Genomic DNA, 26,670 nt, shown 5'->3' on the forward strand with positions numbered 1-26,670 from the left:
ATGCGTAAGCCCATAATTGTAGTCATTATTATTGTACTGGTGGCGCTCTACGCTTCACTGTTCGTGGTGCAGGAAGGGGAGCGCGGCATCGTGCTGCGCTTCGGTAAAGTACTGCGCGACGACGAGAACAAACCCCAGGTGTTCGCGCCGGGTCTGCATATGAAAGTCCCCTTTATCGAGACGGTGAAAACGCTGGACGCGCGTATTCAGACCATGGACAACCAGGCGGATCGCTTCGTCACCAAAGAGAAGAAAGACCTGATCGTCGACTCTTATATCAAATGGCGTATCAGCGACTTCAGCCGCTACTACCTGGCGACGGGCGGCGGCGACGTTTCGCAGGCGGAAGTGCTGCTGAAACGTAAGTTCAGCGACCGTCTGCGTTCCGAGATGGGCCGTCTTGACGTGAAAGACATCGTGACGGACTCTCGCGGCCGTCTGACCACCGACGTGCGCGACGCGCTGAACGCCGGCAGCGCCGGCAGCGATGACGACGTGCAGACGCCGGCGGCGGATGACGCCATCGCCAGCGCGGCGGCGCGCGTCGAGCGCGAAACCAACAGTAAAGAGCCAGCGATTAACCCGAACAGCATGGCGGCGCTGGGCATTCAGGTGGTGGACGTGCGCATCAAGCAGATCAATCTGCCGACCGAGGTCTCTGACGCCATTTACAACCGCATGCGTGCCGAGCGTGAAGCGGTTGCGCGCAGCCAGCGTTCTCAGGGTCAGGAAGAGGCGGAAAAACTGCGTGCGCAGGCGGACTATCAGGTCACGCGCACCCTGGCGGAAGCGCAGCGTACCGCGCTGATTACGCGCGGCGACGGCGATGCAGAAGCAGCGAAGCTTTTTGCTGACGCCTTCAGCCAGGATCCGGACTTCTACGCCTTTATTCGCAGCCTGCGCGCCTATGAAAATAGCTTCAGCGACAGCCAGGATGTGATGGTGCTTAGCCCGGACAGCGATTTCTTCCGATATATGAAAGCGCCCTCTAACGCGACGCGATAAGAACTGCTATAACCTACGGGCCGACAATGATGTCGGCCTTTTTTTTGGGAATGGTAAATGAATACAACCATATGGATGGCGCTGGCGCTGGTACTGGTGCTCGAAGGCCTGGGGCCGATGTTTCTGCCGCGCATCTGGCGCCGTATGATCCTGAGCATGGCGCAGCTGCCAGATCGTCTGCTGCACCGTTTCGGCGGCGGCCTGGTGGTGGCGGGCGTGGTGATTTACTACATGGTCGGCGCGCACGGCGGCGCCTGATTGCGCGTGCAACAGGGCTAAATTGTGCCTTCCGCGCATCGTTTCCCCAGGATGTTGTAGTGCGCAAAACCCAGGCAAAAAATGCGCGCAAACGTATGCTAAAAGTGCTGAAAGCCGCAAGATCAGATGGTAGAATCCATTTTTAAGCAATCGGTGATTTTGAAAATGGGTAAGAACGTCGTCGTACTGGGCACCCAATGGGGTGACGAAGGCAAAGGTAAAATTGTAGACCTGCTGACTGAACGCGCTAATTACGTGGTGCGCTACCAGGGTGGCCACAATGCCGGCCATACGCTTGTCATCAACGGTGAAAAAACCGTCCTCCATTTAATTCCATCTGGCATCCTGCGCGAAAACGTCACCAGCATTATCGGTAACGGCGTGGTGCTGTCGCCTGAAGCTCTGATGAAAGAGATGAAAGGTCTGGAAGAGCGAGGCGTACCGGTACGCGAACGTCTGCTGATTTCTGAAGCCTGCCCGCTGATCCTGCAATACCATGTTGCGATGGATCTGGCGCGTGAAAAAGCGCGCGGCGCCAAAGCCATCGGCACCACCGGTCGCGGCATCGGCCCGGCCTATGAAGATAAAGTGGCGCGCCGCGGTCTGCGCGTCGGCGACCTCTTCAACAAAGAGACCTTCGCCGTTAAGCTGAAAGAGATTGTTGATTACTACAACTTCCAGCTGGTGAACTACTACAAAGAAGACGCGGTCGACTACGACAAAGTGCTGAGCGACGTACTGGCAGTAGCCGACGTGCTGACCAGCATGGTGGTTGACGTCTCCGATCTGCTGGACACGGCGCAGAAGCGCGGCGATCTGATCATGTTCGAAGGCGCGCAGGGCACGCTGCTCGATATTGACCACGGCACCTATCCCTATGTGACCTCCTCTAACACCACCGCTGGCGGCGTGGCAACTGGCTCAGGCATTGGCCCGCGCTGCGTTGACTACGTGCTGGGTATCGTGAAGGCCTACTCGACCCGCGTTGGCGCCGGTCCGTTCCCGACCGAACTGTTCGACGACATCGGCGAGTTCCTGTGCGCGAAAGGCAACGAGTTCGGCGCGACCACGGGTCGTCGTCGTCGCACCGGCTGGCTGGATGCGGTCGCCGTACGCCGCGCGGTACAGATCAACTCGCTGTCAGGTTTCTGCATGACCAAGCTGGACGTGCTGGACGGCCTGAAAGAGGTGAAAATCTGCGTGGGCTATCGCCTGCCGGACGGTCGCGAAGTGACCACCACGCCGCTGGCGGCAGAGAACTGGGAAGGCATTGAGCCGATCTATGAAACCCTGCCGGGCTGGAGCGAAACCACCTTTGGCGTGAAAACGCTGGAAGGTCTGCCGCAGGCCGCGCGCGACTATATCAAGCGCGTGGAAGAAGTAACGGGCGTACCGGTTGATATTATCTCTACCGGCCCGGACCGTAGCGAAACCATGATTCTGCGCGATCCGTTCGACGCTTAATCCTGCAAGAGGCCGGCGCTGCTCCGGCCTCTGTTTCCCCGCTTAGCAAGCCGCTCATTATCCCCTTCGCTTTGCTGCATCACCGTTCGGTTGAAAAAAACACACTCTGGATTCGACTCTGGTTTATCATCTACAGTAACCGCAAGCCGGTTTACTATTAAAATCAACCGCAACGCGAACGAAATAAATACGCCATGGGTGATCTACCGAGGTAATTGTGCAGCTGACAAGTTTTACCGATTATGGTCTGCGGGCCTTGATTTATATGGCCAGTTTGCCGGAAGGCAGAATGACGAATATTACTGAAGTCACCGAGACCTACGGCGTGTCACGCAACCATATGGTTAAGATTATCAATCAACTCAGCCGGGCAGGCTTTATCGCCGCAACGCGCGGCAAAAATGGCGGCATCCGTCTTGGTATGGATCCGCGTAATATTGTTATCGGCGATGTGGTACGCAAAATGGAGCCGCTACAGCTCGTAGACTGCGCCACCTGCGCTATCAAGCCAGCCTGCCGCTTAAAAAAAGCGCTAAACGATGCGGTACAGCTGTTCCTGCGGGAACTGGACAGCTATACGCTGGCAGACTTAGTCGCAGGAAACGAACCCTTATACCAAATTTTATTGTCCGAACCGCCGGTGGCAATGAATCTGAAATGACATCGGAGGAACCGCTATGTCAAACGATCCTTTTCAGCAAAGAGAAGCTGAAAAATATGAAAACCCTATTCCGAGCCGTGAATTTATTCTGGCTCACCTCGAAAAACGCGAAAAACCAGCCAGCCGCGACGAGCTGGCGCAGGAACTGAATCTCACCGACGAAGAGCACCTTGAAGCGCTGCGTCGTCGTCTGCGCGCCATGGAGCGCGACGGTCAGCTGGTCTTTACCCGCCGCCAGTGCTATGCGCTGCCGGAACGTCTCGATCTGCTGCGCGGCAAGGTTATCGGCCACCGCGACGGCTACGGCTTCCTGCGCGTAGAAGGCCAGAAAGATGACCTCTATCTCTCCGCTGAGCAGATGAAAATGTGCATGCACGGCGACGTTATCCTGGCGCAGCCGCTGGGGGCCGATCGTAAAGGCCGCCGTGAAGCGCGCGTAGTGCGCGTGCTGGAGCCGCGCAACAACCAAATCGTCGGCCGTTACTTTACCGATGCGGGCGCCGGTTTCGTGGTGCCCGACGACAGCCGTCTGAGCTTCGACATTCTGATCCCGCCGGAAGAGACCCAGCAGGCGCGAATGGGCTCGGTGGTGGTGGTAGAGCTGATGCAGCGCCCGACGCGCCGCACCAAAGCCATTGGTAAAGTCGCAGAGATCCTCGGCGACAACATGGGCACCGGCCTGGCGGTCGATATGGCCCTGCGCACCCACGAAATCCCGCACAGCTGGCCGCCTGAAGTTGAAAAACAGGTAAGCAAGCTCAGCGAAGAGGTGCCTGAAGCGGCGAAAAAAGGGCGCATCGATCTGCGTAAGCTGCCGCTGGTCACTATCGACGGCGAAGATGCGCGCGACTTCGACGATGCGGTTTACTGCGAGAAAAAACGCGGCGGCGGCTGGCGCCTGTGGGTCGCCATCGCCGACGTCAGCTACTACGTGCGTCCCGGCACGCCGCTGGACGACGAAGCGCTGCAGCGCGGCACCTCGGTCTATTTCCCGTCGCAGGTCGTACCGATGCTGCCGGAAGTGCTCTCCAACGGGCTCTGCTCGCTGAACCCGCAGGTCGATCGTCTCTGCATGGTGTGCGAGATGACCATCTCTGCCACCGGCAAGCTGACCGGCTTCAAACACTATGAAGCGGTGATGAACTCCCATGCGCGCCTGACCTACAACAAAGTGTGGAATATCCTGCAGGGCAACCCGGAGCTGCGCGAACAGTACGCGCCGCTGCTGAAGCCGCTGGAAGAGCTGCATAACATGTACAAGGTGCTGGAACAGGCGCGCGAAGCGCGGGGCGGCATCTCGTTTGAGACCGAAGAAGCGAAGTTTATCTTCAACGCGGAACGCCGTATTGAGCGGGTAGAGCGCACCGTGCGCAACGACGCGCACAAGCTGATCGAAGAGTGCATGATCCTCGCCAACATCGCGTCGGCGCGCTTCGTCGAGAAGCATCAGGAGCCGGCGCTGTTCCGCGATCACGATCGCCCCAGCGACGACAGCATCACCAGCTTCCGTACCGTGCTTAACGAGCTGGGCCTCTCGCTGCCGGGTGGCACTAAGCCGGAACCGATCGACTACGCCGAGCTGCTGACGCAGATCGCCGATCGTCCAGACGCGGAAATGCTGCAAACCATGCTGCTGCGCTCCATGAAGCAGGCGGTCTACGATCCGGAAAACCGCGGACACTTTGGCCTGGCGCTGCAGTCTTACGCGCACTTTACCTCGCCGATCCGCCGCTATCCCGATCTGCTGCTGCACCGCGCCATTAAATATCTGCTGGCGCAGGCGGAAGGTGAGGTGAAAGGCAACACCACGCCGACCGGCGGCTATCACTACGAGATGCAGCAGATGCTGCAGCTCGGCCAGCACTGCTCAATGACGGAGCGCCGCGCCGACGAGGCGACGCGCGACGTCGCCGACTGGCTGAAGTGCGACTTTATGCAGGATCAGGTCGGCAATACTTTTAGCGGCGTGATCTCCAGCGTAACCGGCTTCGGCTTCTTTGTGCGCCTGGACGACCTCTTTATTGACGGCCTGGTACACGTCTCCACGCTGGACAACGACTACTACCGTTTCGATGCGGTGGGACAGCGCCTGATCGGCGAGTCGGGCGGACGCACCTATCGTCTGGGCGATGCGGTCGAAGTGCGGGTCGAGGCGGTGCATCTGGATGAGCGCAAGATCGACTTCGCGCTGATCTCCAGTCAGCGCCAGCCGCGCGGCGAAGGCAAAACCGCGCGCGACAAAGCGAAGCGTGAAGGCAAAGCGCCGCCGAAGCGTCGCCGTCAGATGGGAAAAAAAGGCAACTTTGAGCCGAACGAAGCGTTCCGCGACGCGAAGCCCGCCTCTGGCAAGGCGAAGAAAGAGAAAAAAAGCAAAACCCCGTCGGAAAAAACCCGTAAAATCGCCGCCGCCACCAGGGCGAAGCGCGCCGCGAAAAAGCAGGCCTGATTCCGCCTGATGCGTTAACGGACGCTTTTTGCCATGCAAAAAGCGTCCGCTGAAGTCCATTCAATTCCTAACTGAGCAGATCGATGAGCGAAATAATTTTTGGTATCCATGCCGTGCAGGCGCTGCTGGAGCGCGATCCCCAGCGCTTCCAGGAAGTCTTTATCCTCAAGGGCCGCGACGATCGTCGCCTGCAGCCGTTGGTGGCGGCGCTGGAAGCTCAGGGTATCGTTATCCAGCTGGCGAACCGCCAGTGGCTGGACGGCCAGGTTGAGGGCGGCGTGCATCAGGGTATCGTGGCGCGCATCCGGCCCGGCCGCCAGTACCAGGAAGGCGATCTGCCGGATCTGCTGGCCAGCCTGGAGAAGCCGCTGCTGCTGGTGCTGGACGGCGTCACCGATCCGCATAACCTTGGCGCCTGCCTGCGCAGCGCCGACGCCGCAGGCGTACACGCGGTGATCGTGCCGAAAGACCGCTCCGCCTCCCTTAACGCTACGGCGAAAAAAGTCGCCAGCGGCGCGGCGGAAAACGTGCCGCTGATCCGCGTCACCAACCTGGCGCGCACGCTGCGTCTGCTGCAGGAGTACAACATTTGGGTGGTCGGCACCGCTGGCGAAGCGGATCATACCCTCTACCAGAGCAACATGACCGGGCCGATGGCGCTGGTGATGGGCGCGGAAGGTGAAGGCATGCGCCGCCTGACCCGCGAGCACTGCGACGAGCTGATCAGCATCCCGATGGCGGGCAGCGTTTCATCGCTTAACGTCTCTGTTGCCACCGGCGTCTGCCTGTTTGAAGCGGTACGCCAGCGCGGGGCGTGATCGCCGCCGCAAAACCTCTCAGTGCCAGGCATAACTGCGCGTTGCTCTCCCATACTTAACGGGAGACGCATCGCGAGGAGTGGTTATGACCTGGACAACCCACACCGTTTTCAATCAGCCGCAGCCCCTGAGCAACAGCAATCTCTTTCTCTCCGACACGCCGCTGCGCGAAGCGCTGGTGCGGGAAGGCGCCGAATGGGATCGCGAGTGGCTGGCGTCGGTGGGCGCCCAGCTTGGCGGTGCCGAGTCGCTGGAGCTGGGACGGCTGGCCAACGCCGCGCCGCCGGAGCTGCTGCGCTACGACGCGCGCGGCGTACGCATCGACGAGGTGCGTTTTCATCCCGCGTGGCACCTGCTGATGCAGGGCGTCTGCGCCAGCCGCCTGCATAATCTTAGCTGGCAGCCCGACGTGCTGGATCGCGCCATGGTGGCGCGCGCCGCGCGCTTTATTCTCCACGCTCAGGTCGAGGCCGGCACGCTCTGCCCGGCGACCATGACGCACGCCGCCATCCCGCTGCTGCAGCGCTGGCTGCCGGACGCCTTCAGCGGCTGGCGCGACCCGCTGCTCAGCGATCGCTACGATACCCACGCGCTGCCTGGCGAGCAGAAGCGCGGCCTGCTGATCGGCATGGGCATGACGGAAAAGCAGGGTGGCAGCGACGTCACCACCAACACCACGCGCGCGGAGCCGCTGGCGGACCGCGCGCCCGGCTCGCTCTGGCGCATCACCGGCCATAAGTGGTTCTTCTCCGTGCCGCAGAGCGATGCGCATCTGATCCTCGCCCAAAGCGGCAACGGCTTAAGCTGCTTTTTCCTGCCGCGCCTGCTGCCGGACGGCACGCGCAACGCTATTCGCCTTGAGCGACTCAAAGATAAGCTGGGCAACCGCGCCAACGCCAGCAGCGAAGCGGAGTTTCAGGACGCTACCGGCTGGCTGGTGGGGGAGGAGGGCGACGGCGTGCGGCTGATCCTTAAAATGGGCGGCATGACCCGCTTCGACTGCGCGCTCGGCAGCCACGGCCAGATGCGGCGTGCCTTCTCCGTCGCGCTCTACCATGCGCACCAGCGCCAGGTGATGGGCAAAGATCTGGTGGATCAGCCGCTGATGCGTCAGGTTCTGGCGACGCAGGCGCTGCAGCTTGAGGGGCAAACGGCGCTGCTGATGCGGCTGGCGCGCGCCTGGTCGCAGCCGGCGCAGCCGCTGGAGGGCGCATTTGCGCGGCTGTTCACCCCGGCGGCGAAGTACGCCGTCTGCAAGGCGGGCATGCCGTTTGTCGCCGAGGCGATGGAGGTGCTGGGGGGCATTGGCTACTGCGAAGAGAGCGAGCTGCCGCGTCTCTATCGCGATATGCCGGTTAACAGCATCTGGGAAGGCTCGGGCAATGTCATGGCTCTCGACGTGCTGCGCGTGCTGCGCAAACAGCCCGGCGTAGCTGAGATGCTGAATCAGGAGTTTGAGGCGGTCAGGGGCGTGAATCGCCTGTTTGACGCCGGCTGGCGGCAGCTAAAGCTGCGCCTGAACCGACTGCAGGAGAGTCAGGCGCGGGAAATGGCCCAGCGCCTGTTTTTGCTGGCGACCGGCGCGCAGCTGCTAAAGTATGCCGAGCCGCCGCTGGCGGACGCCTGGTGCCGGCAGTGGCTCGACGCGCGCGGCGTACGTCCGATCGAAAGCCAGGTGGCGGAGCGCTTACTGCTGCGCGCCAGCGGCGGGTGACGCGCCGTAAAGGATCGCCGTAGCGTACCAGTAACCCGGCGTCACCGTTTCATCCACCATGATGACCTGATAGTAAACCGCGCCGCGCTGATTGGCTTCCGCTGCCAGCGCGCGCTGGGCGTCATCCGGCGAGCCGCGAACCTGCGTGCTGACGCTGCCGAGCCTCGGCAAACCAGCGCTCTGCGCGCGCGTGATCTCCTGCGCCTGATGGGTAGGCGCAGGCGGCGGCTGCGGCGTGGTTTTCAGCGCCGAACAGCCGCTCACCAGCAGTGCCATTGTCAGTAAGTAAGCGTAACGCATAAGGTTTACTCCAGAGGGAAGGTGGATTAAGTGTAAGCCACCCGCCCAAAAGCGGGTCAGGATTTCAGATGAAATACGCTGACCAGCTGCGTGAGATGATGACCTTTGTGGCTCAGATTCTGCGCCGACGCATCCGCCTGCGCTATCAGCTCGCTGTTCTCATGGGTCGCCTGGCTAATCTGGTTCATCGCCTGATTTACCTGACCGATCCCCGCCGCCTGCTGCTGCGCCGCAACGTTGATTTCGCTCATCAGCGCCTGCACCTGCTCAATATGCGACACGATATGGCTCATGGCGTCATGCGTCTGCTGCGACAGCTGGTGGCCTTCCGAGACGTTGCGGATCGAGGTGGCGATCAGGCCGTCGATCTCTTTTGCTGCCTGCGCGCTGCGCTGCGCCAGCGCGCGCACTTCCGCCGCAACCACCGCGAAGCCGCGGCCGTGCTCACCGGCGCGCGCCGCTTCTACCGCCGCGTTAAGCGCCAGAATATTGGTCTGGAAAGCGATCGATTCGATTACGTGGGTGATATCGGCAATGCTCTGGGATGAGACCTGAATCGCCGACATGGTATTGACCGAACGGCTCACCGTCTGGCTGCCGTGCGTGACCAGGCCGCTCGCTTCCGCCACCAGCGTCATCGCCTGGCGCAGGTTGTCGGCGGTATGCTCGACCGTAGCGCCGAACTGCTCCATGCTCGCTGACGTCTCCTCGACGCTGCTCGCCTGGCGGCCAATCTGCTCGCTGATATTCAGGCTGCTGGCGGCGATGGTGTCAGTGCCGTCGCTGATCTCCTGCGCGGCGACGCGCACCTGACCAACAATCTTCTCCAGCCCGTCGCCGATGCCGTTAATAGCGGCAATCAGCTGGCCGACTTCGTCATGGCGGCGCGTATCCAGATGCACGCGCAGGTTGCCCGCCGCATACTCTTCAGCCAGATGGATCACCTGCTGCAGCGGACGGGTGATGGCGCGGCGGCTGTAAAACACAAAGCCCAGCGCAAAAATCAGCACCAGCGCCAGGCCGATCAGCATAAACAGATTACGGCTGTGATTAATCGGCGCCAGCAGCGTGTCGCGGCTCACTTCGCCCACCACAATCCAGTTCCAGCCCGGCAGCTGCTGCCACGCCAGCATCTTGCTTTCGCCGTCAAGCTCTGCTTCCTGCACGCCCTGCGGCTGACTCAGCAGCGCCTGCTGCACGCTGGCGTCCCAGCCCGGCAGTTTGCCTTCATGCTGCGCGGCAAACAGATATTGTCCCTGCGCGGCGCCCGGCGCGCCGTTCAGCACGTAGAAATGGCCGCTGTCCCCCAGCCTGCGCGCCAGCACCTTCTCGCGCATCAGCGCATACTGCTTATCGATCTGCACGCCAACAAACAGGATGCCGATCACCGCGCCGCTTTCATCTTTGACCGGCTGATACTGGGTGATATAGCGGTGGCCGAACAGCGTTGCCAGCCCGCGATAGATTTCGCCGCGGCTCACGCTTTTCCACGCTGCGCTGCTGCGGTCAAGGCGAGTCCCGATGGCGCGGCTGCCGTCCTCTTTTTTCAGCGAGGTTGAGATGCGGTAGTAGTCGTCCCCGTCGCGCACAAAGATGGTCGAGACAGCGGTGGTGCGCGCTAAAAAGTCGTCCACCGCGATCTGATCGAGGTTCAGGGTTTTCAGCCCGGCGCGCAGGGTTGGCGTGGAAAACTCCCCGACCTGAATGCGCGAACTCTCGTCGCGGCTAAAGCGCTGCGGCAAAAAGCTGGCGAACAGCTGGGTGTAGTTATTGACCTCTTCAGTGAGGGTGGCGTTGAACATGGCGGCCATTTCGCTGATGCCCTGCACCTGGTTGTGCATATCATCCGTAGCGAGGCTTTCCAGCTGACGGGCCGCAGTGTGGCTTTGGGTCAGTGTCAGAACAAACAGCAGCAGCGCGACGCTGAGAGACGTCAGTACAGACAGCTTGACTCCAAGACTCATGCGGCTGAGAGAGAGACGCTTCATAAATTACCTTTAGATCGGTTTAATGGAGATTCGATTAACGGCATCGGCGGCAAAAGGTTTACGCCTTAAATAAAACGGAAGATGTGTGAAGTGGTTCGCAGATCAGGCGTGGGAGACGTAAACTCAGCGGAATCGATATCCAGAGCGGAGCGAAGATGATTGAACTGAATACGGAACGGCTGGCGGGCATTCAGGTGCTGCACGCTGCGCCTGCGAGCCAGCGCGAGGCAGCGCTGCCGACGGTACTGCTCTACCACGATTTTACCTCTTCTAAAGAGGTGTACGCTTATCTGGCCGTGGCGCTGGCGCAGGCGGGATTTCGCGCCGTAATGCCTGACGCCGATCTGCACGGCGCGCGCGACAACGGCAACGATGCGGTGCGGCTTTCCCGTTTCTGGCAGATTCTGCAGCGCAATATCGACGAGCTGCCACAGCTGGAGAACGCGCTGCGCGCCGCCGGGCTGGTTGACGGCGAGCGCTTCGCCGTGGCGGGCGCATCGCTGGGCGGTATGACCGCGCTGGGGGCGATGGCACGCTATCCGCAGATCCGCAGCGTCGCCTGCCTGATGGGATCGGGCTATTTTATGCGGCTCAGCCGCTCGCTCTTTCCGCCGGTAAGCCTCAGCTCGCCTGAAGAGTGGGCGCAGTTCGATCGGCTTATGGCGCCGCTGGCGGCTTACGATCCCAGTGAAAAGCTGGAGACGCTGGCGAACCGGCCGCTGCTGCTGTGGCACGGCGAAGCGGACGAAGTGGTGCCTTTCGCGGAAACCGCGCGGCTGGTAGCAGCGCTGCGGGAGAGCGGCCAGGCCGATAAGATGACCTTTTTTTCAGAACCGGGCATCGGCCACAAAATCACCCCTTTCGCGCTGCGCGCGCTGGTCGATTTCTTTAAGCAGAATCTATGACGCAGCCGGGCTGGCGGCGATGCGTCAGCCCGTTGCCCTGCAGAGATCACAACTGATTCGATAATCGCTCCGCCGCGCTGGCGGTCGCGCTGGCGTGCGTATTGCCCGGCGCGTCCAGTCGGTTGACGTAGACATAGCCTGCGGCCGCTTTGCTGCTGTTACTTCTCATCTGCTGCGCACAGTCAGTCTGGCTGGCAAGGGCGGGTGGAGACAGGAAGAGACCCAGTAAAGTGGCGATGACGAACGTTTTCATGCTCGACTCCTCACTGATGGGAACACACTCTGCGACGCAGCTGATGAAAAAAGCGGCGTCATGGTTAATTTTAGCGCGCGCCGCCGCCAATGCCAGACGGCAGCGTTGAACGCCTTTATCAGGAAAATTGATAAAGGCCTGCGCAACCCGCTGAATCTTATGCCTTAGCACGCAAAGCCTGTTTAATTGCGATTTAATGAAATGTGCGCTTGAGTTTAGTGCCCTGCGTCAGTATGATTACGCGTCAATTTTTCAGCTGCATTCAGGGGCGCGTTACATTCAGCGAATGTTTCACGACCTATAACGTTCCTTGCTTCCGTGGGCCGCAGCTGACCCTGACAGGAGGCTGAATAATCCGTAAGGAGCAATTTCGATGCGTCATTACGAAATCGTATTTATGGTCCATCCTGACCAGAGCGAACAGGTTCCAGGTATGATCGAGCGTTACACTGGTGCTATCACTGGTGCAGAAGGCACGATCCACCGTCTGGAAGACTGGGGCCGCCGTCAGCTGGCTTACCCGATCAACAAACTGCACAAAGCTCACTATGTTCTGATGAACGTAGAAGCGCCGCAGGAAGTGATCGACGAGCTGGAAACGAACTTCCGCTTCAACGACGCCGTTATCCGCAGCATGGTTATGCGCGTTAAGCACGCGGTAACCGAAGCATCTCCGATGGTTAAAGCGAAAGACGAGCGTCGTGAGCGCCGCGAAGATTTCGCTAACGAAACCTCTGACGAGTCAGATGCTGGGGATTCTGAAGAGTAATCATTCGTGACGGCCAATCGACTGCGCCTGTCTGGCACCGTGTGCAAGACGCCGGTTCGAAAAGTGAGCCCGTCAGGAATTCCTCACTGTCAGTTTGTGCTTGAGCACCGCTCAGTGCAGGAAGAAGCCGGTTTCCACCGGCAAGCCTGGTGCAGAATGCCCGTTATTATCAGCGGCACGCTTCATCAGGAGATTACTCAACATATAACGGTCGGCACGCCGCTCATTCTCGAAGGCTTCATTAGCTGCCATCAGGCGCGAAATGGACAGAGTAAAATGGTGCTGCATGCCGAGCAGATTGAATTGATAGATTCTGGAGACTAGCCAAATGGCACGTTATTTCCGTCGTCGCAAGTTCTGCCGTTTCACCGCGGAAGGCGTTCAAGAGATCGACTACAAAGATATCGCTACGCTGAAAAACTACATCACTGAAAGCGGTAAGATCGTACCGAGCCGTATCACCGGTACTCGCGCAAAATACCAGCGTCAGCTGGCTCGTGCTATCAAGCGCGCGCGTTACCTGTCTCTGCTGCCGTACACTGATCGTCATCAGTAATCGGCAACTGTCCATTAACGACTTTAAGAGGATAAGGTAATGCAAGTTATTCTGCTTGATAAAGTAGCAAACCTGGGCAGCCTGGGTGACCAGGTTAACGTTAAAGCGGGCTACGCGCGCAACTTCCTGGTACCGCAGGGCAAAGCTGTTCCTGCTACCAAGAAAAACGTTGAATATTTCGAAGCTCGCCGCGCTGAACTGGAAGCCAAACTGGCTGACGTTCTGGCTGCTGCCAACGCACGCGCTGAGAAAATCAATGCACTGGGTTCAGTGACCATCGCCTCTAAATCAGGCGACGAAGGTAAACTGTTCGGTTCTATCGGTACCCGCGACATCGCTGACGCTGTAACTGCAGCTGGCGTTGAAGTGGCGAAGAGCGAAGTTCGCCTGCCGAACGGCGTTCTGCGCACCACCGGTGAGCATGAAGTTGACTTCCAGGTTCACAGCGAAGTTTTCGCTAAACTGGTTGTGAATGTAGTTGCTGAGTAATTTTACTCGGTAATGCGAAAAAGCCGGCCCTGTGCCGGCTTTTTTGTTTTTGTCCCTGATGCGTAATGAGCGCCTGAACAGCGCTGCCGCAGGGCTACTGCGCGCGGATAAAGCTGCCGTCTGGCTGACGCGTAAAAAGCACCGGCCCGCTGGCGCCGTCCACGGTCAGTCCCGTCACCACGCCCTGCGCATTCTGTCGAATCTTCACCTGCTGCCCGCTCTGCAACGCGCTCAGCGGCTGATCGCTGCCCTCTACGCGCGCCATGGCGAACACGTCGCCCACCGGCAGATTATTATCGCGAAACAGCTGCGCCAGCGTCTGACCTGAGGCAATGGTGTAGCTGCGCCATTCGCCCTGAGAGTCCGCTTTCGGCGGCTGGGCATTTTGCTGCGGCGCTTTCTGGTCGTAGATCTCCGCCTGCATCGGCACCTCTTTTTCGCCGCTCGCCGTTTGCGGACGCTCGACAGGATACTGTGGCGTGCTGGACGGCCACAAAAAGGCCAGCAGCATCACCAGCAGGGCGATAACAATGCCGCGCCGGTGTGCGGGCGGCAGCGGGGACATCCAGCCAATATTATCCGTATAGTGCCAGACTGTGCTGAGCCAGGCGGGCAAGCGGGAAGGCGCCTCTGAAGCCATTCGTGAATCCTCCTCATCGCCAGCGGCGCGCGACGGTTTAACAGGCCGCCAGGCGAAACGTTGGCGCAATGTGCGCAAAGTGCGTGGCGCGCGCGTCCTGCGGCGTTGTGGGGCGATTTGACCCATGTATCTTCTCTTCTTTCAGTACGCTGGCGAGGTTGTCCTCGTCCAGAGTTATAGTATGGGCAATACGGGCGCGACGTGCCTGTCAGCCTTAAGAAATATGACCTGCGTATTGTTTCTGTTTCACCACCAAAAGTCACCTGCGCGGCGTGGGATTTTACGCCAGCGGCCCGCGCTGCTATGCTGCCGGTTCAAATTAGCGAAAGAGACAGGTATCAAGATGACGACCCCTTCATTCGACAGCGTCGAATCACAAGCAAGTTACGGAATTGGTTTACAGGTTGGCCAGCAGCTGCTCGAGTCCGGTCTGCAGGGACTTCAGCCGGAAGCGCTGCTCGCGGGCCTGCGCGACGCGCTGGAAGGGAATTCGCCGGCCGTGCCGGTTGACGTCGTGCACCGCGCGCTGCGTGAAGTGCATGAGCGCGCTGAAGGCGTGCGCCGCCAGCGCGTAGAGGCGATGGCAGCCGAAGGCCAGACGTTCCTGGCGGAGAACGCACAGCGCGAAGGCGTCAACAGCACCGAGTCAGGCCTGCAGTTCAGCGTTATCAAGCAGGGCGACGGTCCGATCCCGTCACGTCAGGATCGCGTGCGTGTGCACTATACCGGCAAGCTGATCGACGGCACGGTGTTTGACAGCTCGGTTGCGCGCGGCGAACCGGCAGAATTCCCGGTAACCGGCGTCATCGCGGGCTGGATCGAAGCGCTGACCCTGATGCCGGTCGGTTCGAAGTGGGAACTGACCATTCCGCACAACCTCGCCTACGGCGAGCGCGGCGCAGGCGCATCGATTCCGCCGTTCAGCACCCTGATTTTTGAAGTTGAGCTGCTGGAAATCCTCTAAATCCACGCCCCCTTTCAGCACCTGAAAGCCAGCCCTCGGGCTGGCTTTTTTACGCCTCTACTTCTGCTGTAAATCGACTTTCCACAGCGCAAAGCCGATCTCATCGCTGCCCTGCGGCTGCATCGGATAGCGCGCATGGCTGCGAATAAAGGCGGTCGCCTTCTCGCCCGGCGCGGTCTCAAAGCGAATATCGAGCGGCACGCTGCTCTCTATCGGCGCCAGCTGCCAGTTGTTGTCCGCCTGCGGATGCACTTCGCCCCGTTTTTTCGTCTCGGCGCTGATATAGGCCGCGACCACCGCGCGGTTCTCATCGGGCGAGGCGAAGGCGATAAAACTGTCGCCGGTGCCGGCGAACTTACCGCCGTAGGCGCGGTAGTTATTGGTGGCCACCAGAAAAGTGGCATGCGGATCGACCGGCTTGCCCTGCCAGGTGAGGTTTTTAATGCGCGACGCCTCTGGGTGGAGCAGCTGGCATTCGCCGTCGTAGCGGGCCGGCTGGGTAACGTCGATCTGATAGTTAACGCCGTCGATCACGTCGAAATTGTAGGTGCGGAAATCCCAGTTGATCAGTGACTGGACGTCGCGGCGCTGCGGATCGATCTGATTAAACTGGCCCGCGGAGCACTCCAGCCACTCTTTCACCTGGGCGCCGCTGACCTTCATTACCACCAGCGTATTGGGGTAGAGATAGAGATCGGCGGCGTTGCGGAAGGTGAGGTCGCCTTTCTCTACCTCGGTATAGCTGGCGGGATCGTTTTTACGCCCGCCCGCTTTAAAGGGCGCGGCGGCGGAGAGCACCGGCAAATGACCCAGATCGGGATCGCCCTGAATAAAATGCTCTACGTAGGCGCGCTGGGCATTATTGACGATCTGCACCGTTGGATCGTCCTGCACCAGCGAAAGATAGCTGTACATTACGTCCGCCGACCTGCCGATCGGCTTCGCTACAAACTCGCGCGTGGCGCGGTGATCCTCCGCCAGCACCTTCACCAGCGCCGGATCTTCCGCCGCCAGCGACTTTTTCTGCGCTGCATCGTAGATCGGTCGCGCTTCTGCCTTGCGATCGCTGACCTGCCAGCGGCCAGCTTCATTGGTCAGCACCAGATCGACCACGCCGAGATGATCGCCCCACATGCCGGGCATCACCGCCGCGACGCCGTTCAGCGTTCCTTTGGCGATATCGGCCCCTTTGACTGCGGCGAACTCCTTGCTGGGGAAGACGGCGTGCGCGTGGCCAAAAAGAATGGCATCAATGCCCGCCACCTGGCTCAGGTAGTAAACCGAGTTTTCCGCCATCGCATGATAGGGCTCGCTGCTGAGGCCGGAGTGGGGGATGGCGACCACCAGATCTGCGCCCTGGGCGCGCATCTGCGGCACATAGCGTCGTGCGGTTTCGGTAATATCTTCGACGCGCACTTTGCCCTGCAGGTTGGCTTTATCCCACACCATAATTTGCGGCGGCGCGAAGCCGATAAAACCGATCTTCAGCCGCTGCGTTTTGCCGTCGCGATCCGTCACCTCAACCGGCTTGATCAGCCAGGGCGTAAACATCGGCCTGTTGGTCTGGAGATCGATAATATTGGCGTTTACGTAGGGGAAACGCGCGCCGGCCAGCGCTTTGCGCAGGTAGGGCAGCCCGTAGTTGAATTCATGGTTGCCGAGGTTGCCAACGCTGTAGTCCAGCGTATTCATCGCTTTGTAGACCGGATGGATCTCTCCCTGCTGCAGCCCCTTCGCCGCCATATAGTCGCCCAGCGGGCTGCCCTGGATAATATCGCCGTTATCCACCAGCACGCTGTTTTTTACCTCCTGACGCGCGGCATGGATCAGCGACGCGGTGCGCACCAGCCCGAACTTCTCGGTCGGCGTATCTTTGTAGTAGTCGAAATCCATCATGTTGCTGTGCAGATCGGTGGTTTCCAGCAGACGAAGATCGACGGTGGCGGCGTGAAGAGCCGTTGAGAGACTCAGCGCCAGAAGGGTCATAGTGGGTTTAAACATGCCTGTTCCTGCTGCAAAAAGTTAAGGCTCTCAAATTAATGTAAAAGAATGATGATGTGTCAGAGGATTACGTGATGGGTTTAACATTTTGCGCGATGAAAAGGGGGAAGACAGCGCGGCATAGCGGCGGCTCGCAATCTATGGTATTGATATTGTTAAACTATTGAGAGTTTAACGCCCGGAGGCCCGGGCGGAAGCGCAGTAGCTGCTAAAATTTAACCGATGTAGCGCACGATAACGTCGTGCGGCTGCCACCGAAAAGGAGGTAAAAAATGTTAGAGCAAATTTGCCAGCTGGCGCGCGCAGCGGGCAACGCGATCATGCTGATTTATGAAAAGGAGACGCCGGTAGACGTTTCCCGCAAATCCGACGACTCCCCGGTGACCGCTGCGGATATTGCCGCGCACGATATTATTCTGCAGGGGCTTAAGCAGCTGACGCCGGAGGTGCCGATACTGTCGGAAGAGGATCCGCCTTCCTGGAGCGAGCGCCAGCAGTGGCAGCGCTACTGGCTGGTCGATCCGCTCGACGGCACCAAAGAGTTTATCAAGCGCAACGGTGAGTTTACCGTCAATATCGCGCTCATCGATCAGGGCAAGCCGGTGCTGGGCGTAGTGTACGCGCCAGCGCTCGGGGTGCTTTACTCCGCCGCGGAGGGCAAAGCCTGGAAAGAAGAGGGCGGCAACAAGCGGGCAATCCACGTGCAGGAGGCGCGGCCGCCGCTGGTGGTGGTAAGCCGTTCGCACGCCGACGAGGAGCTGAAAGAGTACCTCAAGCAGCTGGGCGAACATCAGACCGTTGCTATCGGCTCTTCGCTGAAGTTCTGCCTGGTGGCGGAGGGCAAAGCGCAGCTCTATCCGCGCTTTGGGCCGACTAACATCTGGGATACCGGCGCAGGGCACGCCGTCGCCGTGGCGGCCGGCGCACACGTCCACGACTGGAAAGGCAAGACCCTGGACTACGCGCCGCGTGAGTCTTTCCTCAATCCTGGCTTTCGCGTCTCACTGTTCTGATCGCTGCGGGGGGCAGTCGCCTCCCGCTTTCCCTCAGGATTTAAGCAGCGTTCGCACCAGGCTAATCACCTGCATAACTTCCTCCTGCGTCAGCGCGCCATCTTTAACGAAGCGCACGCGGCCGCTCTTATCCAGCACCACAATCACCGACCCGGCGTCCGCCAGCTGCCAGGCGTGCTTTACGTTGCCTTTGCTGTCGACGATAAACTGCGACCAGGGATACTGCTTTTTATTGCTCTCGATACTGCTGCGCACAAACATCCCGGTGCCGGGAATGGCGTCGTCGGTGTTAACGATGGTGGTGGTCTGATAGCGATCCTGTGGGAAGGCGGCGGCTTTGATCGCCTCAATCACGGCGGCATTCATCTCTTTGGCAGATGAGCGCCCGGCGATGTGCTGGATCACGCGCACCTTGCCGGCGAGCTGCGCGCTGTTCCAGCGCTGATAGTGGAAATCATCCTGCTGATAGAGCAGTTCACCTTTGTCGTTAACGCCAACCGCAGGGACGCGCTGGTCTTGTTTCAGGCTATGGGCAAAAACCGCGCCGGGCAAAAGAATCAGCGCAAACAGGGCACAGGCGAGTCGCATTGTCAGTCTCCTTAGTGATCGGACCAGTTGGTCATTTTTCTGCAATAGTAAGCAGGGATGATGCGCCTGTCTTGTTAAGGTGTCAGGTTTGCTATTCATGCCACAATTTCTTAACAAGTTTGGATTTATACTGTGTTGGTAGAGCGACATAACAGACTATTCTGTAATGATGTGTCAATTCAGTAAAAAAGTTCAGTTTTCGGAACATTACCACGGTGGTGTGTTCTATAGTTTACCAGCACTTTGCGCTTCATGGGCTCGTACCGAACTTGGCAACGGCGAAGCGTATTTATAAATGTACAGGAGTTAAGCAGCATGAAGATCTTCCAGCGCTATAATCCACTGCAAATAGCGAAATACGTAAAAACGCTGTTCAAAGGAAGGATGTATATCAAGGACGTTGGCGCGTTCGAGTTCGACAAAGGAAAAGTGTTGATCCCGCGCGTTAAGGACATACAGCATCTGAGCGTGATGTCCGAAATTAACCGTCAGGTTCTGCGCCTTCAGGCGGAGTTCAACTGACAAAAAGGGCGCCGATGGCGCCCTCTGATTTTCTACTCTTCAGCTTCCGTGGCCTTCGCCACATTCAGCACCGGCGGACGATCGTCAATCCGCGTCACCAGCAGCTGATCGATACGATAACTGTCGATATCCACCACTTCGAACTTAAATCCGGCGAACTTAACGAAATCGGTACGCTTGGGGATCTTGCGCAGCATATACATCATAAAGCCGCCGATGGTTTCGTAGTTGCCCGACTGGGGAAACTCGTCGATATGCAGCACGCGCATCACATCGTCGATCGGCGTGCCGCCCTCGACCAGCCAGGAGTTCTCGTCGCGCGCCACGATCTGCTCTTCCAGCCCCTGGCCCACCAAATCGCCCATTAGCGTGGTCATAACGTCGTTAAGGGTGATAATGCCTACCACCAGCGCGTATTCGTTCATGATCACCGCGAAGTCTTCGCCTGCGGTTTTAAAGCTTTCCAGCGCTTCAGAGAGCGTCAGCGTATCCGGTACGATCAGCGCCGAGCGGATCTGCACGCCGCTGTTGAGCGCCATGCTTTGATTGCCCAGCACGCGCAGCAGTAGCTCTTTGGAATCGACATAGCCGACGATATGGTCGATATCGCCGTCGCACACCAGAAACTTGGAGTGCGGATGCTGGGCGATTTTGGTTTTCAGCGTGGTTTCGTCTTCGCGCAGATCGAACCAGACCACGTTTTCACGGGAGGTCATTGATGAGGGCACGGTGCGCGACTCCAGCTCAAAAACGTTTTCGATCAGCTCGTGCTCCTGCTTACGCAGTACGCCCGCCAGCGCGCCCGCCTCAACCACCGCGTAGATATCGTCGGAGGTGATATCGTCCTTACGCACCATCGGCAGCTTAAAGACGCGGAAAAAGACGTTCGCCAGGCCGTTGAACAGCCAGACCAGCGGGCTAAACACCAGCAGGCAGAAGCGCATGGGGTTGATAATGCGCAGCGCCACCACTTCCGGCGCGATCATGCCGACGCGCTTCGGCGTCAGATCGGCGAACAGAATAAAGAAGCTGGTGACGATGATAAAGGAGCAGATAAAGCTGAGCTGGTCGGCAAGCGCCGGCTCCATAAAGCGGCTGAAAAGGCTGCTGAAGGCGGGGGAGAAGGCGGCGTCGCCGACGATACCGCCGAGGATAGCGACCGCGTTCAGGCCGATCTGCACCACGGTAAAGAAGGTGCCGGGTGTCTCCTGCATCTTCAGCACGCGCTGCGCGTTGATATTGCCTTCATCGGCCAGCAGTTTGAGTTTGATCTTGCGGGCGGCCGCCAGCGAGATTTCCGAGAGAGAGAAAAAGGCGCTGATCACGATCAGCAACAATATGACAAGCAAGCTATCTAACATAGGGTTTCCAAAGGGTTATCCACTTGTCATTTTTGGCCTGGGCAGCGCACGTAAAGGGCGTACCGATTGTACTCACCTCGTAGTCTGGGCTGTCCGTGCCAAAAATGTCTGCGCCTTATCGACGCTGCGAAGCAGCGCCGGGGCAGAAATAGAGCAGGCGAGGCCTGCGCCGCTGATTATAGCAGCAGCGCCCTCAACGCCGCCAGAGTTCACCGCAACGCCGTTGCTTCAGATTTATCCGAGTGGCGTGCGCATTTGCTGCACAGCGGTTGTATCAATCCGGCCATTTGCTGACAATAGGGCGCTATTTGGCTTAGTTACCGTTTTTTTCGCCGCCGCAGGCCGCTTTATGCGGCTATGATGATGACTGCACCGCTGCGATTTTCTTATCCAGGGATATATCACGCCCCGCGGAATTGGGGTCGGCATGATTAACAGGAGTACGCGTGCCACGAATTCATGTCTGTTTTATGACCTGCCTGCTGGCCGCCGCGCCGGTCGCTGAGGCAGCGAAAGTGCGCCTTGAAGTACAAGGCTTAACCGGGGATCTCAACAAGAACGTGCGTGCTCGCCTCTCGACCATCAGCGCCGATGAGGTGTCGAACGATGGTCGCTTTCGCGCGCGCGTTTCAGAGGCTATCGAGCAGGGCCTTAAAGCGCTCGGCTACTACGAGCCCGATATCGATTTTGAAGCGCGTCCCGCGCCGCCCCAGGGCGGACGGCCGGTGCTTATCGCCCACGTTAAACCCGGCGAGCCGGTTAAAATCGCGGGCAGCACCATCGTGCTTGAAGGTGACGCGCTGCGCGATCCCGACTATCAGGCCTGGGTGAAAGAGGGCACGCCGAAAAAAGGGCGGCAGCTCAATCACGGCGAGTATGAAAAATTTAAAAGCGGCTTCTCGAACCTGGCGCTGCGCAACGGCTATTTTGACGGCGACTTTAAAAAGAGCCAGCTCGGCGTCTCCGTCGAGCGGCGCGAGGCCTTCTGGGATATCGACTACGACAGTGGCCAGCGCTACCGCTTCGGCGACGTCAGCTTTTCTGGATCGCAGATCCGCGAAGAGTATCTGGAAAACCTCGTTCCCTTTAAAAAAGGCGACTACTACAGCTCGCGCGAGCTTGCCGAGCTGAACCGGCGTCTTTCGGCCACCGGCTGGTTTAACTCCGTGGTGGTCGCGCCGGAATTCGCGCAGGGGCGGAAAACCAAAGTGCTGCCGCTTAACGCCGCCGTCACGCCGCGCACCGAAAACACCATCGAAACCGGGGTCGGCTACTCCACCGACGTTGGGCCGCGCCTGAAGGCGACGTGGAAAAAGCCCTGGGTTAACGACAGCGGCCACAGCATGGCGGCCAGCGCCTATCTCTCCGCGCCGGAGCAGCAGCTCGACCTGAGCTACAAAGTGCCGCTGCTGAAAAGCCCGCTGGAGCAGTATTACATCTTTTCCGGCGGCCTGAAGCGCACCGATCTGAACGACACCAAAGCCGACACCACCACGCTCGGCCTGTCGCGCTACTGGGAAAACAGCACCGGCTGGCAGAAAGCGGTCAACCTGAAGTGGAGCCTCGATCACTTTACCCAGGGCAGCGTGACCAACACCACCATGCTGCTCTATCCCGGCGTCAGCCTGAACCGCACCCGCTCGCGCGGCGGCCTGATGCCGACCTGGGGCGATTCGCAGCGCTACTCTGTGGACGTCTCCGACACCACCTGGGGTTCGGACGTCGACTTCCTGATTCTGCAGGCGCAGAACGTCTGGATCCGCACGCTGGCGGATAAGCACCGCTTTGTTGCGCGCGGCAACCTCGGCTGGATTGAAACCAACAATTTTGAAAAAGTGCCGCCGGATCTGCGCTTCTTCGCCGGCGGCGATCGCAGCATTCGCGGCTACAAATATAAAGATATTTCTCCGCGCGACGAAGACGGCAAGCTGACCGGCGCCTCAAAACTCGCCACCGGCTCGCTGGAATATCAGTACAACGTTACCGGGAAATGGTGGGGCGCGGCCTTTATCGACTCGGGCGAGGCGGTCAACGACATCAAACAGAGCAATTTCAAAACCGGCGCGGGCTTCGGCGTGCGCTGGGCGTCGCCGGTCGGGCCGATCAAACTGGATATCGCCCGGCCAATCGGCGACAGCGAGGAGCATGGTTTGCAATTCTATATTGGACTGGGGCCTGAACTATGAAGCTGTGGAAAAAGGTCCTGATCGGCATTGTTATTTTTCTGGTCGTGCTGCTGGGCGGCGTGGCGTTTTTAATCGGCACCACGCCGGGTTTACATCTGGTGCTGAACGGCGCGGCGCGCTGGGTGCCGGGCTTATCGATCAAGCAGGTGGAGGGCGGCTGGCGTAACCTGACCATCAGCGGGCTGCGCTATGAGATGCCCGGCGTCAACGTCGATGCCGGCAGCTTTCATCTGGCGGTGGATCTCAACTGCCTGCTGCACTCCTCGGTGTGCGTTAACGATATCGCGCTGAAAGATGTCAGCGTGGTAGTCGATAGCAAAAAGATGGCGCCAGCGCAGGAGGCGCCGCCGGAAGAGGAGAGCGGCGGCGGCGATCTCAGCACGCCTTATCCGATTACGCTGCGCCATCTCGGCCTGCATAATATCAACGTAAAAATTGACGACACCGCTATCTCCCTGCTCGACTTCACCACCGGCCTGCAGTGGCAGGATCGCGCGCTGACGCTCAATCCAACCCATATCCAGAGCCTGCTGGTGGCGCTGCCGAAAGCGGCGCAGGTCGCTAACGAAGAGGTGGTGCAGCCGAAAGTGCAGCAGCCGCAGCCGGATGAGAAGCCGCTGGGCGAAACCCTGCAGGCGATGTTCGCCAAACCGCTGCTGCCTGAGCTGCCCGACTTCCGCCTGCCGCTCGATATTGAGGTGCAGGAGATCCTCGGCGAACAGCTGCGCCTTACCGGCGATACCGATATTGCGGTGAACCGCCTGCTGCTGAAGGCAAAAACCGCCGACCGGCGGCTGCAGCTGCAGACGCTGGACGTTGATTCAAACCTCGGCCAGCTCAACGGCAGCGGCGAAGCGACGCTGGCGGACAACTGGCCGGTCAATGTTACCCTTAACGGCACGGCAAACGTCGATCCGCTGAAGGGCGAGAAGATCAAGCTGGATCTGAGTGGCGCCATGCGTGATGAGCTGAAGCTGGGGCTGAATCTCTCCGGCCCGGTACGCGCCCAGCTCGACGCCGCCACCCAGCTGGCGGTTGCGGGGCTGCCGCTGTCGCTGCGCCTGACCAGCCCGCAGCTGCGCTGGCCGCTGACCGGCGCGGTGCAGTACCAGGCGGACAATATTGACTACCAGCTCAAAGGCAAAGCCACCGACTACGCGATGTCGCTGCGCACGGCGGTGAAGGGCGACAGCGTGCCGCCCGCCACCGTGGCGCTGGACGGCAAAGGCAACGTCGAGCAGTTTAACCTCGACAAGCTGCGCATCGGCGCGCTGCAGGGCAATATCGATCTCACCGCGCTGGTGGACTGGAGCAAAGCGATCAGCTGGCGCAGCGAGCTGACGCTGGACGGCATCAACACGGCGCGCCAGTATCCCGACTGGCCGGCGAAGCTGGACGGTAAAATCGCCACGCGCGGCAGCCTCTACGGCGGCAGCTGGCAGATGAGCGTGCCGCAGCTGCAGCTGAAGGGCAACGTCAAACAGAACGCGGTCAGTGCCGAAGGGTCGCTGAAGGGCAACAGCTATAACCAGTGGGATATTCCCGGCGTAAAAATTGTGCTGGGCCGCAACAACCTGGATGTAAAAGGCTCGCTGGGCGACGCGCTCAATCTTGACGCCACCATCGACGCCCCCCATCTCGACAACGCCCTGCCGGGGCTGGGCGGCGTCGCTAAAGGCACCATCAAGGCGCGCGGCACGCTGCAGGCACCGCAGCTGCTGGCGGATCTCAACGCCACCGGCCTGCGCTGGCAGCAGCTGCAGATCAGGCGCGTGACGCTGGACGGCGACGTGCGCTCCAGCGATCAGGTGTCCGGCAAGCTGCAGCTGCGCGTCGAGCAGCTGAAGCAGGACGCGCTGAACATCAGCCTGCTGACGCTCAACGCCGACGGCAATGAAAAAGCGCATCAGCTGAAGCTGAACCTGCAGGGCGATCCGGTTTCCGGTCAGCTGGCGCTTAACGGCAGCTTCGATCGCCAGCAGCAGCGCTGGCAGGGCACGCTCAACAATACGCGCTTCGATACGCCGGTCGGTGAATGGCGGCTGACGCGCGCAATGGCGATCGACTACCTCAACGCGAAGCAGACCGCCACCATTGGCGCACACTGCTGGCAGAACCCCAACGCCCGGCTCTGCGTGCCTGAGCCGATTGAGGCTGGCCCGAGCGGCCACGCCCATGTGCAGCTTAACCGTTTCGATCTGGCGATGATCAAGCCGTTCCTGCCGGATGAAACCCAGCTGGCGGGCGTCTTTAGCGGCGACGCGCGCGTCAACTGGACGGCGGACGGCGCGCTGCCGACCGGCACGCTCTCCCTGAAGGGCAACGGCGTGAAGGTCCGGCAGGATGTGCAGGGCAATACGCTGCCTGTCGACTTCAGCGCGCTTAACCTCAACGCGGCGCTGCGTAACGGCCGCGCCGATCTCGACTGGCTGATCCGCATCGCCAACAATGGCCAGCTCGACGGCAACGTGCAGATCGGCGACCCGCAGAACCGCCGCACGCTGGGCGGCAACGTCAATATCCGCAATATCTCGCTGGCGATGCTCAATCCGGCGCTGATGCAGGGCGAGAAGATCAAGGGCAACCTTAACAGCGCGCTGCGCCTCGGCGGCAGCGTGAAGCAGCCGCAGATCTTCGGCCAGCTTGGTTTGCAGGGCGTCGACGTCGACGGCAACTTTATGCCGGTCGACCTTACCGCGGCGAACCTGAACATGGTGTTCAACGGCATGAGCTCGACGCTTAACGGCCTGGTACAGACCGCGCAAGGCAATATCAACCTCAACGGCAACGCAGACTGGAGCCAGCTCGACAACTGGCGCGCCCGCATTGCCGCGCAGGGCAGCCGCGTGCGCGTTACCGTGCCGCCGATGGTGCGCATGGACGTCTCGCCCGATTTAGTGTTCGAGGCGACGCCAGCGGCCTTCAACCTGGATGGCAGCGTGGATATTCCCTGGGCGCGCATCACCGTGCAGGAGGTGCCGGAGAGCGCTACCGGCGTCTCCTCGGACGAGGTGCTGCTGGATAAAAACCTGCAGCCGATTCAGCCGAAAACCGCCGCTATCCCGATTAACAGCAATCTGGTGATCCACGTCGGCAACGATGTGCGCCTCTCGGCCTTTGGTCTCAAGGCGAAGCTGAACGGCGACCTGAAAGTGGTGCAGGACAAAACGGGGCTGGGCCTTAACGGCCAGATCAATATCCCCTCCGGCCGCTTCCACGCTTACGGTCAGGATCTGATCGTGCGCAAGGGCGAATTGCAGTTCGCCGGCCCGCCGGACCAGCCCTATATTAACCTGGAGGCGATTCGTAACCCCGAAGCGACAGAAGATGACGTGACGGCTGGCCTGCGCGTTACCGGACTGGCGGATGAGCCGAAGGTTGAGGTCTTCTCCGATCCGGCGATGTCGCAGCAGGAAGCGCTCTCCTATCTGCTGCGCGGTCAGGGGCTAAACTCGGACGGCGACGGCAACGCATTAACTTCAGCCTTAATTGGTCTGGGGGTTGCACAAAGTGGGCAGGTTGTGGGTAAAATCGGCGAGACGTTCGGCGTCAGCAATCTTGCCCTTGACACCACCGGGGTTGGCGACAGCCAGCAGGTGCAGGTCAGCGGCTATGTGCTGCCGGGTCTACAAGTAAAATATGGCGTTGGCATTTTTGATTCACTGGCGACCTTAACCTTGCGTTATCGCCTGATGCCCAAACTCTATTTGGAAGCCGTATCCGGTGTGGATCAGGCTCTTGATTTGCTCTATCAGTTTGAGTTTTAGCA

General features: G+C 59.8%; 24 protein-coding genes. 17 read left to right on the forward strand and 7 right to left on the reverse strand.

The genetic code is table 11. From position 1 onward, the window contains the following. The 7 genes from hflC (at position 1) to LB453_RS04485 (ending at position 8,366) form a co-directional block, all read left to right on the forward strand. The gene (gene hflC / locus LB453_RS04455) at positions 1–1,005 is read left to right on the forward strand and encodes a protease modulator HflC (protein WP_103794492.1); all 1,005 of its coding nucleotides are present in this window, start codon (positions 1–3) and stop codon (positions 1,003–1,005) included. A 57-nt stretch (positions 1,006–1,062) separates the two neighbouring features. Beyond that, on the forward strand, positions 1,063–1,263 hold the full coding sequence (locus tag LB453_RS04460; protein WP_103794493.1) for a DUF2065 domain-containing protein: 201 nt from the start codon (positions 1,063–1,065) through the stop codon (positions 1,261–1,263). Between the two features lie 165 nt (positions 1,264–1,428). Next, the gene (locus LB453_RS04465) at positions 1,429–2,727 is read left to right on the forward strand and encodes an adenylosuccinate synthase (RefSeq protein ID WP_033755291.1); all 1,299 of its coding nucleotides are present in this window, start codon (positions 1,429–1,431) and stop codon (positions 2,725–2,727) included. 217 nt (positions 2,728–2,944) lie between these two features. After that, a complete protein-coding gene (gene nsrR, locus LB453_RS04470; RefSeq protein WP_103794494.1) occupies positions 2,945–3,388 on the forward strand; it encodes a nitric oxide-sensing transcriptional repressor NsrR in 444 nt (147 codons plus the stop codon). Positions 3,389–3,404: 16 nt separating this feature from the next. Next, positions 3,405–5,834 (forward strand): ribonuclease R, encoded by a 2,430-nt coding sequence (gene rnr / locus LB453_RS04475; RefSeq protein ID WP_103794495.1) that lies wholly within the window; start codon positions 3,405–3,407, stop codon positions 5,832–5,834. Between the two features lie 83 nt (positions 5,835–5,917). Continuing rightward, entirely contained in the window at positions 5,918–6,652 is a 735-nt protein-coding gene (rlmB, locus tag LB453_RS04480) for a 23S rRNA (guanosine(2251)-2'-O)-methyltransferase RlmB (RefSeq protein ID WP_103794496.1), read from the forward strand. Between the two features lie 85 nt (positions 6,653–6,737). After that, on the forward strand, positions 6,738–8,366 hold the full coding sequence (locus LB453_RS04485; RefSeq protein WP_103794497.1) for an isovaleryl-CoA dehydrogenase: 1,629 nt from the start codon (positions 6,738–6,740) through the stop codon (positions 8,364–8,366). Here the strand turns inward: LB453_RS04485 and bsmA are convergent. Both bsmA and LB453_RS04495 read right to left on the reverse strand, forming a co-directional pair. Further along, positions 8,340–8,666: a biofilm peroxide resistance protein BsmA gene (gene bsmA, locus LB453_RS04490; RefSeq protein ID WP_103794498.1), complete on the reverse strand. Its 327-nt coding sequence runs from the start codon at positions 8,664–8,666 to the stop codon at positions 8,340–8,342. The genes LB453_RS04485 and bsmA overlap by 27 nt on opposite strands. Before the next feature lie 56 nt (positions 8,667–8,722). Beyond that, positions 8,723–10,654: a methyl-accepting chemotaxis protein gene (locus LB453_RS04495; protein ID WP_103794499.1), complete on the reverse strand. Its 1,932-nt coding sequence runs from the start codon at positions 10,652–10,654 to the stop codon at positions 8,723–8,725. A 155-nt stretch (positions 10,655–10,809) separates the two neighbouring features. Here LB453_RS04495 and yjfP point away from each other — a divergent pair, with 155 nt between their 5' ends. Continuing rightward, positions 10,810–11,559 (forward strand): esterase, encoded by a 750-nt coding sequence (yjfP, locus tag LB453_RS04500; protein ID WP_224481603.1) that lies wholly within the window; start codon positions 10,810–10,812, stop codon positions 11,557–11,559. A gap of 46 nt (positions 11,560–11,605) precedes the next feature. Here the strand turns inward: yjfP and LB453_RS04505 are convergent, their stop codons facing one another. Further along, positions 11,606–11,812, reverse strand: a complete 207-nt coding sequence (locus LB453_RS04505; RefSeq protein ID WP_103794853.1) for a hypothetical protein — start codon at positions 11,810–11,812, stop codon at positions 11,606–11,608. Between the two features lie 373 nt (positions 11,813–12,185). Between LB453_RS04505 and rpsF the strand changes: the two genes are divergently transcribed. The 4 genes from rpsF to rplI are packed head-to-tail and all read left to right on the forward strand — an operon-like array spanning position 12,186 to position 13,626. Beyond that, on the forward strand, positions 12,186–12,581 hold the full coding sequence (gene rpsF / locus LB453_RS04510; protein ID WP_033792326.1) for a 30S ribosomal protein S6: 396 nt from the start codon (positions 12,186–12,188) through the stop codon (positions 12,579–12,581). 6 nt (positions 12,582–12,587) lie between these two features. Beyond that, a complete protein-coding gene (gene priB, locus LB453_RS04515; RefSeq protein ID WP_033754872.1) occupies positions 12,588–12,905 on the forward strand; it encodes a primosomal replication protein N in 318 nt (105 codons plus the stop codon). A gap of 4 nt (positions 12,906–12,909) precedes the next feature. Continuing rightward, the gene (gene rpsR, locus LB453_RS04520) at positions 12,910–13,137 is read left to right on the forward strand and encodes a 30S ribosomal protein S18 (RefSeq protein WP_000135199.1); all 228 of its coding nucleotides are present in this window, start codon (positions 12,910–12,912) and stop codon (positions 13,135–13,137) included. Positions 13,138–13,176: 39 nt separating this feature from the next. Then, positions 13,177–13,626, forward strand: coding sequence for a 50S ribosomal protein L9 (gene rplI / locus LB453_RS04525; RefSeq protein WP_033754882.1), 450 nt, complete (start codon positions 13,177–13,179; stop codon positions 13,624–13,626). Between the two features lie 94 nt (positions 13,627–13,720). On the opposite strand, the gene LB453_RS04530 is transcribed toward rplI, so the two are convergent. Next, on the reverse strand, positions 13,721–14,266 hold the full coding sequence (locus LB453_RS04530; RefSeq protein WP_103794501.1) for an OapA family protein: 546 nt from the start codon (positions 14,264–14,266) through the stop codon (positions 13,721–13,723). A gap of 343 nt (positions 14,267–14,609) precedes the next feature. Here LB453_RS04530 and fklB point away from each other — a divergent pair, with 343 nt between their 5' ends. Next, positions 14,610–15,230, forward strand: a complete 621-nt coding sequence (fklB, locus tag LB453_RS04535; protein WP_103794502.1) for an FKBP-type peptidyl-prolyl cis-trans isomerase — start codon at positions 14,610–14,612, stop codon at positions 15,228–15,230. Between the two features lie 57 nt (positions 15,231–15,287). Here fklB and LB453_RS04540 read toward each other — a convergent pair whose 3' ends face one another. After that, positions 15,288–17,231, reverse strand: coding sequence for a bifunctional 2',3'-cyclic-nucleotide 2'-phosphodiesterase/3'-nucleotidase (locus LB453_RS04540; protein WP_103794503.1), 1,944 nt, complete (start codon positions 17,229–17,231; stop codon positions 15,288–15,290). Between the two features lie 272 nt (positions 17,232–17,503). On the opposite strand from LB453_RS04540, the gene cysQ reads away from it, so the two are divergent. Then, complete coding sequence (gene cysQ, locus LB453_RS04545) at positions 17,504–18,244, forward strand: 3'(2'),5'-bisphosphate nucleotidase CysQ (protein WP_103794504.1); 741 nt, start codon at positions 17,504–17,506, stop codon at positions 18,242–18,244. 33 nt (positions 18,245–18,277) lie between these two features. Here cysQ and LB453_RS04550 read toward each other — a convergent pair whose 3' ends face one another. Further along, positions 18,278–18,832 (reverse strand): YtfJ family protein, encoded by a 555-nt coding sequence (locus tag LB453_RS04550; RefSeq protein WP_103794505.1) that lies wholly within the window; start codon positions 18,830–18,832, stop codon positions 18,278–18,280. A gap of 315 nt (positions 18,833–19,147) precedes the next feature. Here LB453_RS04550 and LB453_RS04555 point away from each other — a divergent pair, with 315 nt between their 5' ends. Continuing rightward, entirely contained in the window at positions 19,148–19,354 is a 207-nt protein-coding gene (locus LB453_RS04555; protein WP_033754894.1) for a DUF1107 domain-containing protein, read from the forward strand. 32 nt (positions 19,355–19,386) lie between these two features. Here the strand turns inward: LB453_RS04555 and LB453_RS04560 are convergent, their stop codons facing one another. Next, entirely contained in the window at positions 19,387–20,715 is a 1,329-nt protein-coding gene (locus LB453_RS04560; protein WP_103794506.1) for a hemolysin family protein, read from the reverse strand. Between the two features lie 470 nt (positions 20,716–21,185). Here LB453_RS04560 and LB453_RS04565 point away from each other — a divergent pair, with 470 nt between their 5' ends. Next, positions 21,186–22,901, forward strand: a complete 1,716-nt coding sequence (locus LB453_RS04565; RefSeq protein WP_199187299.1) for an autotransporter assembly complex protein TamA — start codon at positions 21,186–21,188, stop codon at positions 22,899–22,901. Further along, complete coding sequence (locus LB453_RS04570) at positions 22,898–26,668, forward strand: translocation/assembly module TamB domain-containing protein (RefSeq protein WP_103794508.1); 3,771 nt, start codon at positions 22,898–22,900, stop codon at positions 26,666–26,668. The genes LB453_RS04565 and LB453_RS04570 overlap by 4 nt, the downstream gene beginning before the upstream one ends. Positions 26,669–26,670: the final 2 nt, after the last annotated feature.

Source organism: Pantoea agglomerans (assembly GCF_020149765.1).
Classification (GTDB): domain Bacteria; phylum Pseudomonadota; class Gammaproteobacteria; order Enterobacterales; family Enterobacteriaceae; genus Pantoea; species Pantoea alvi.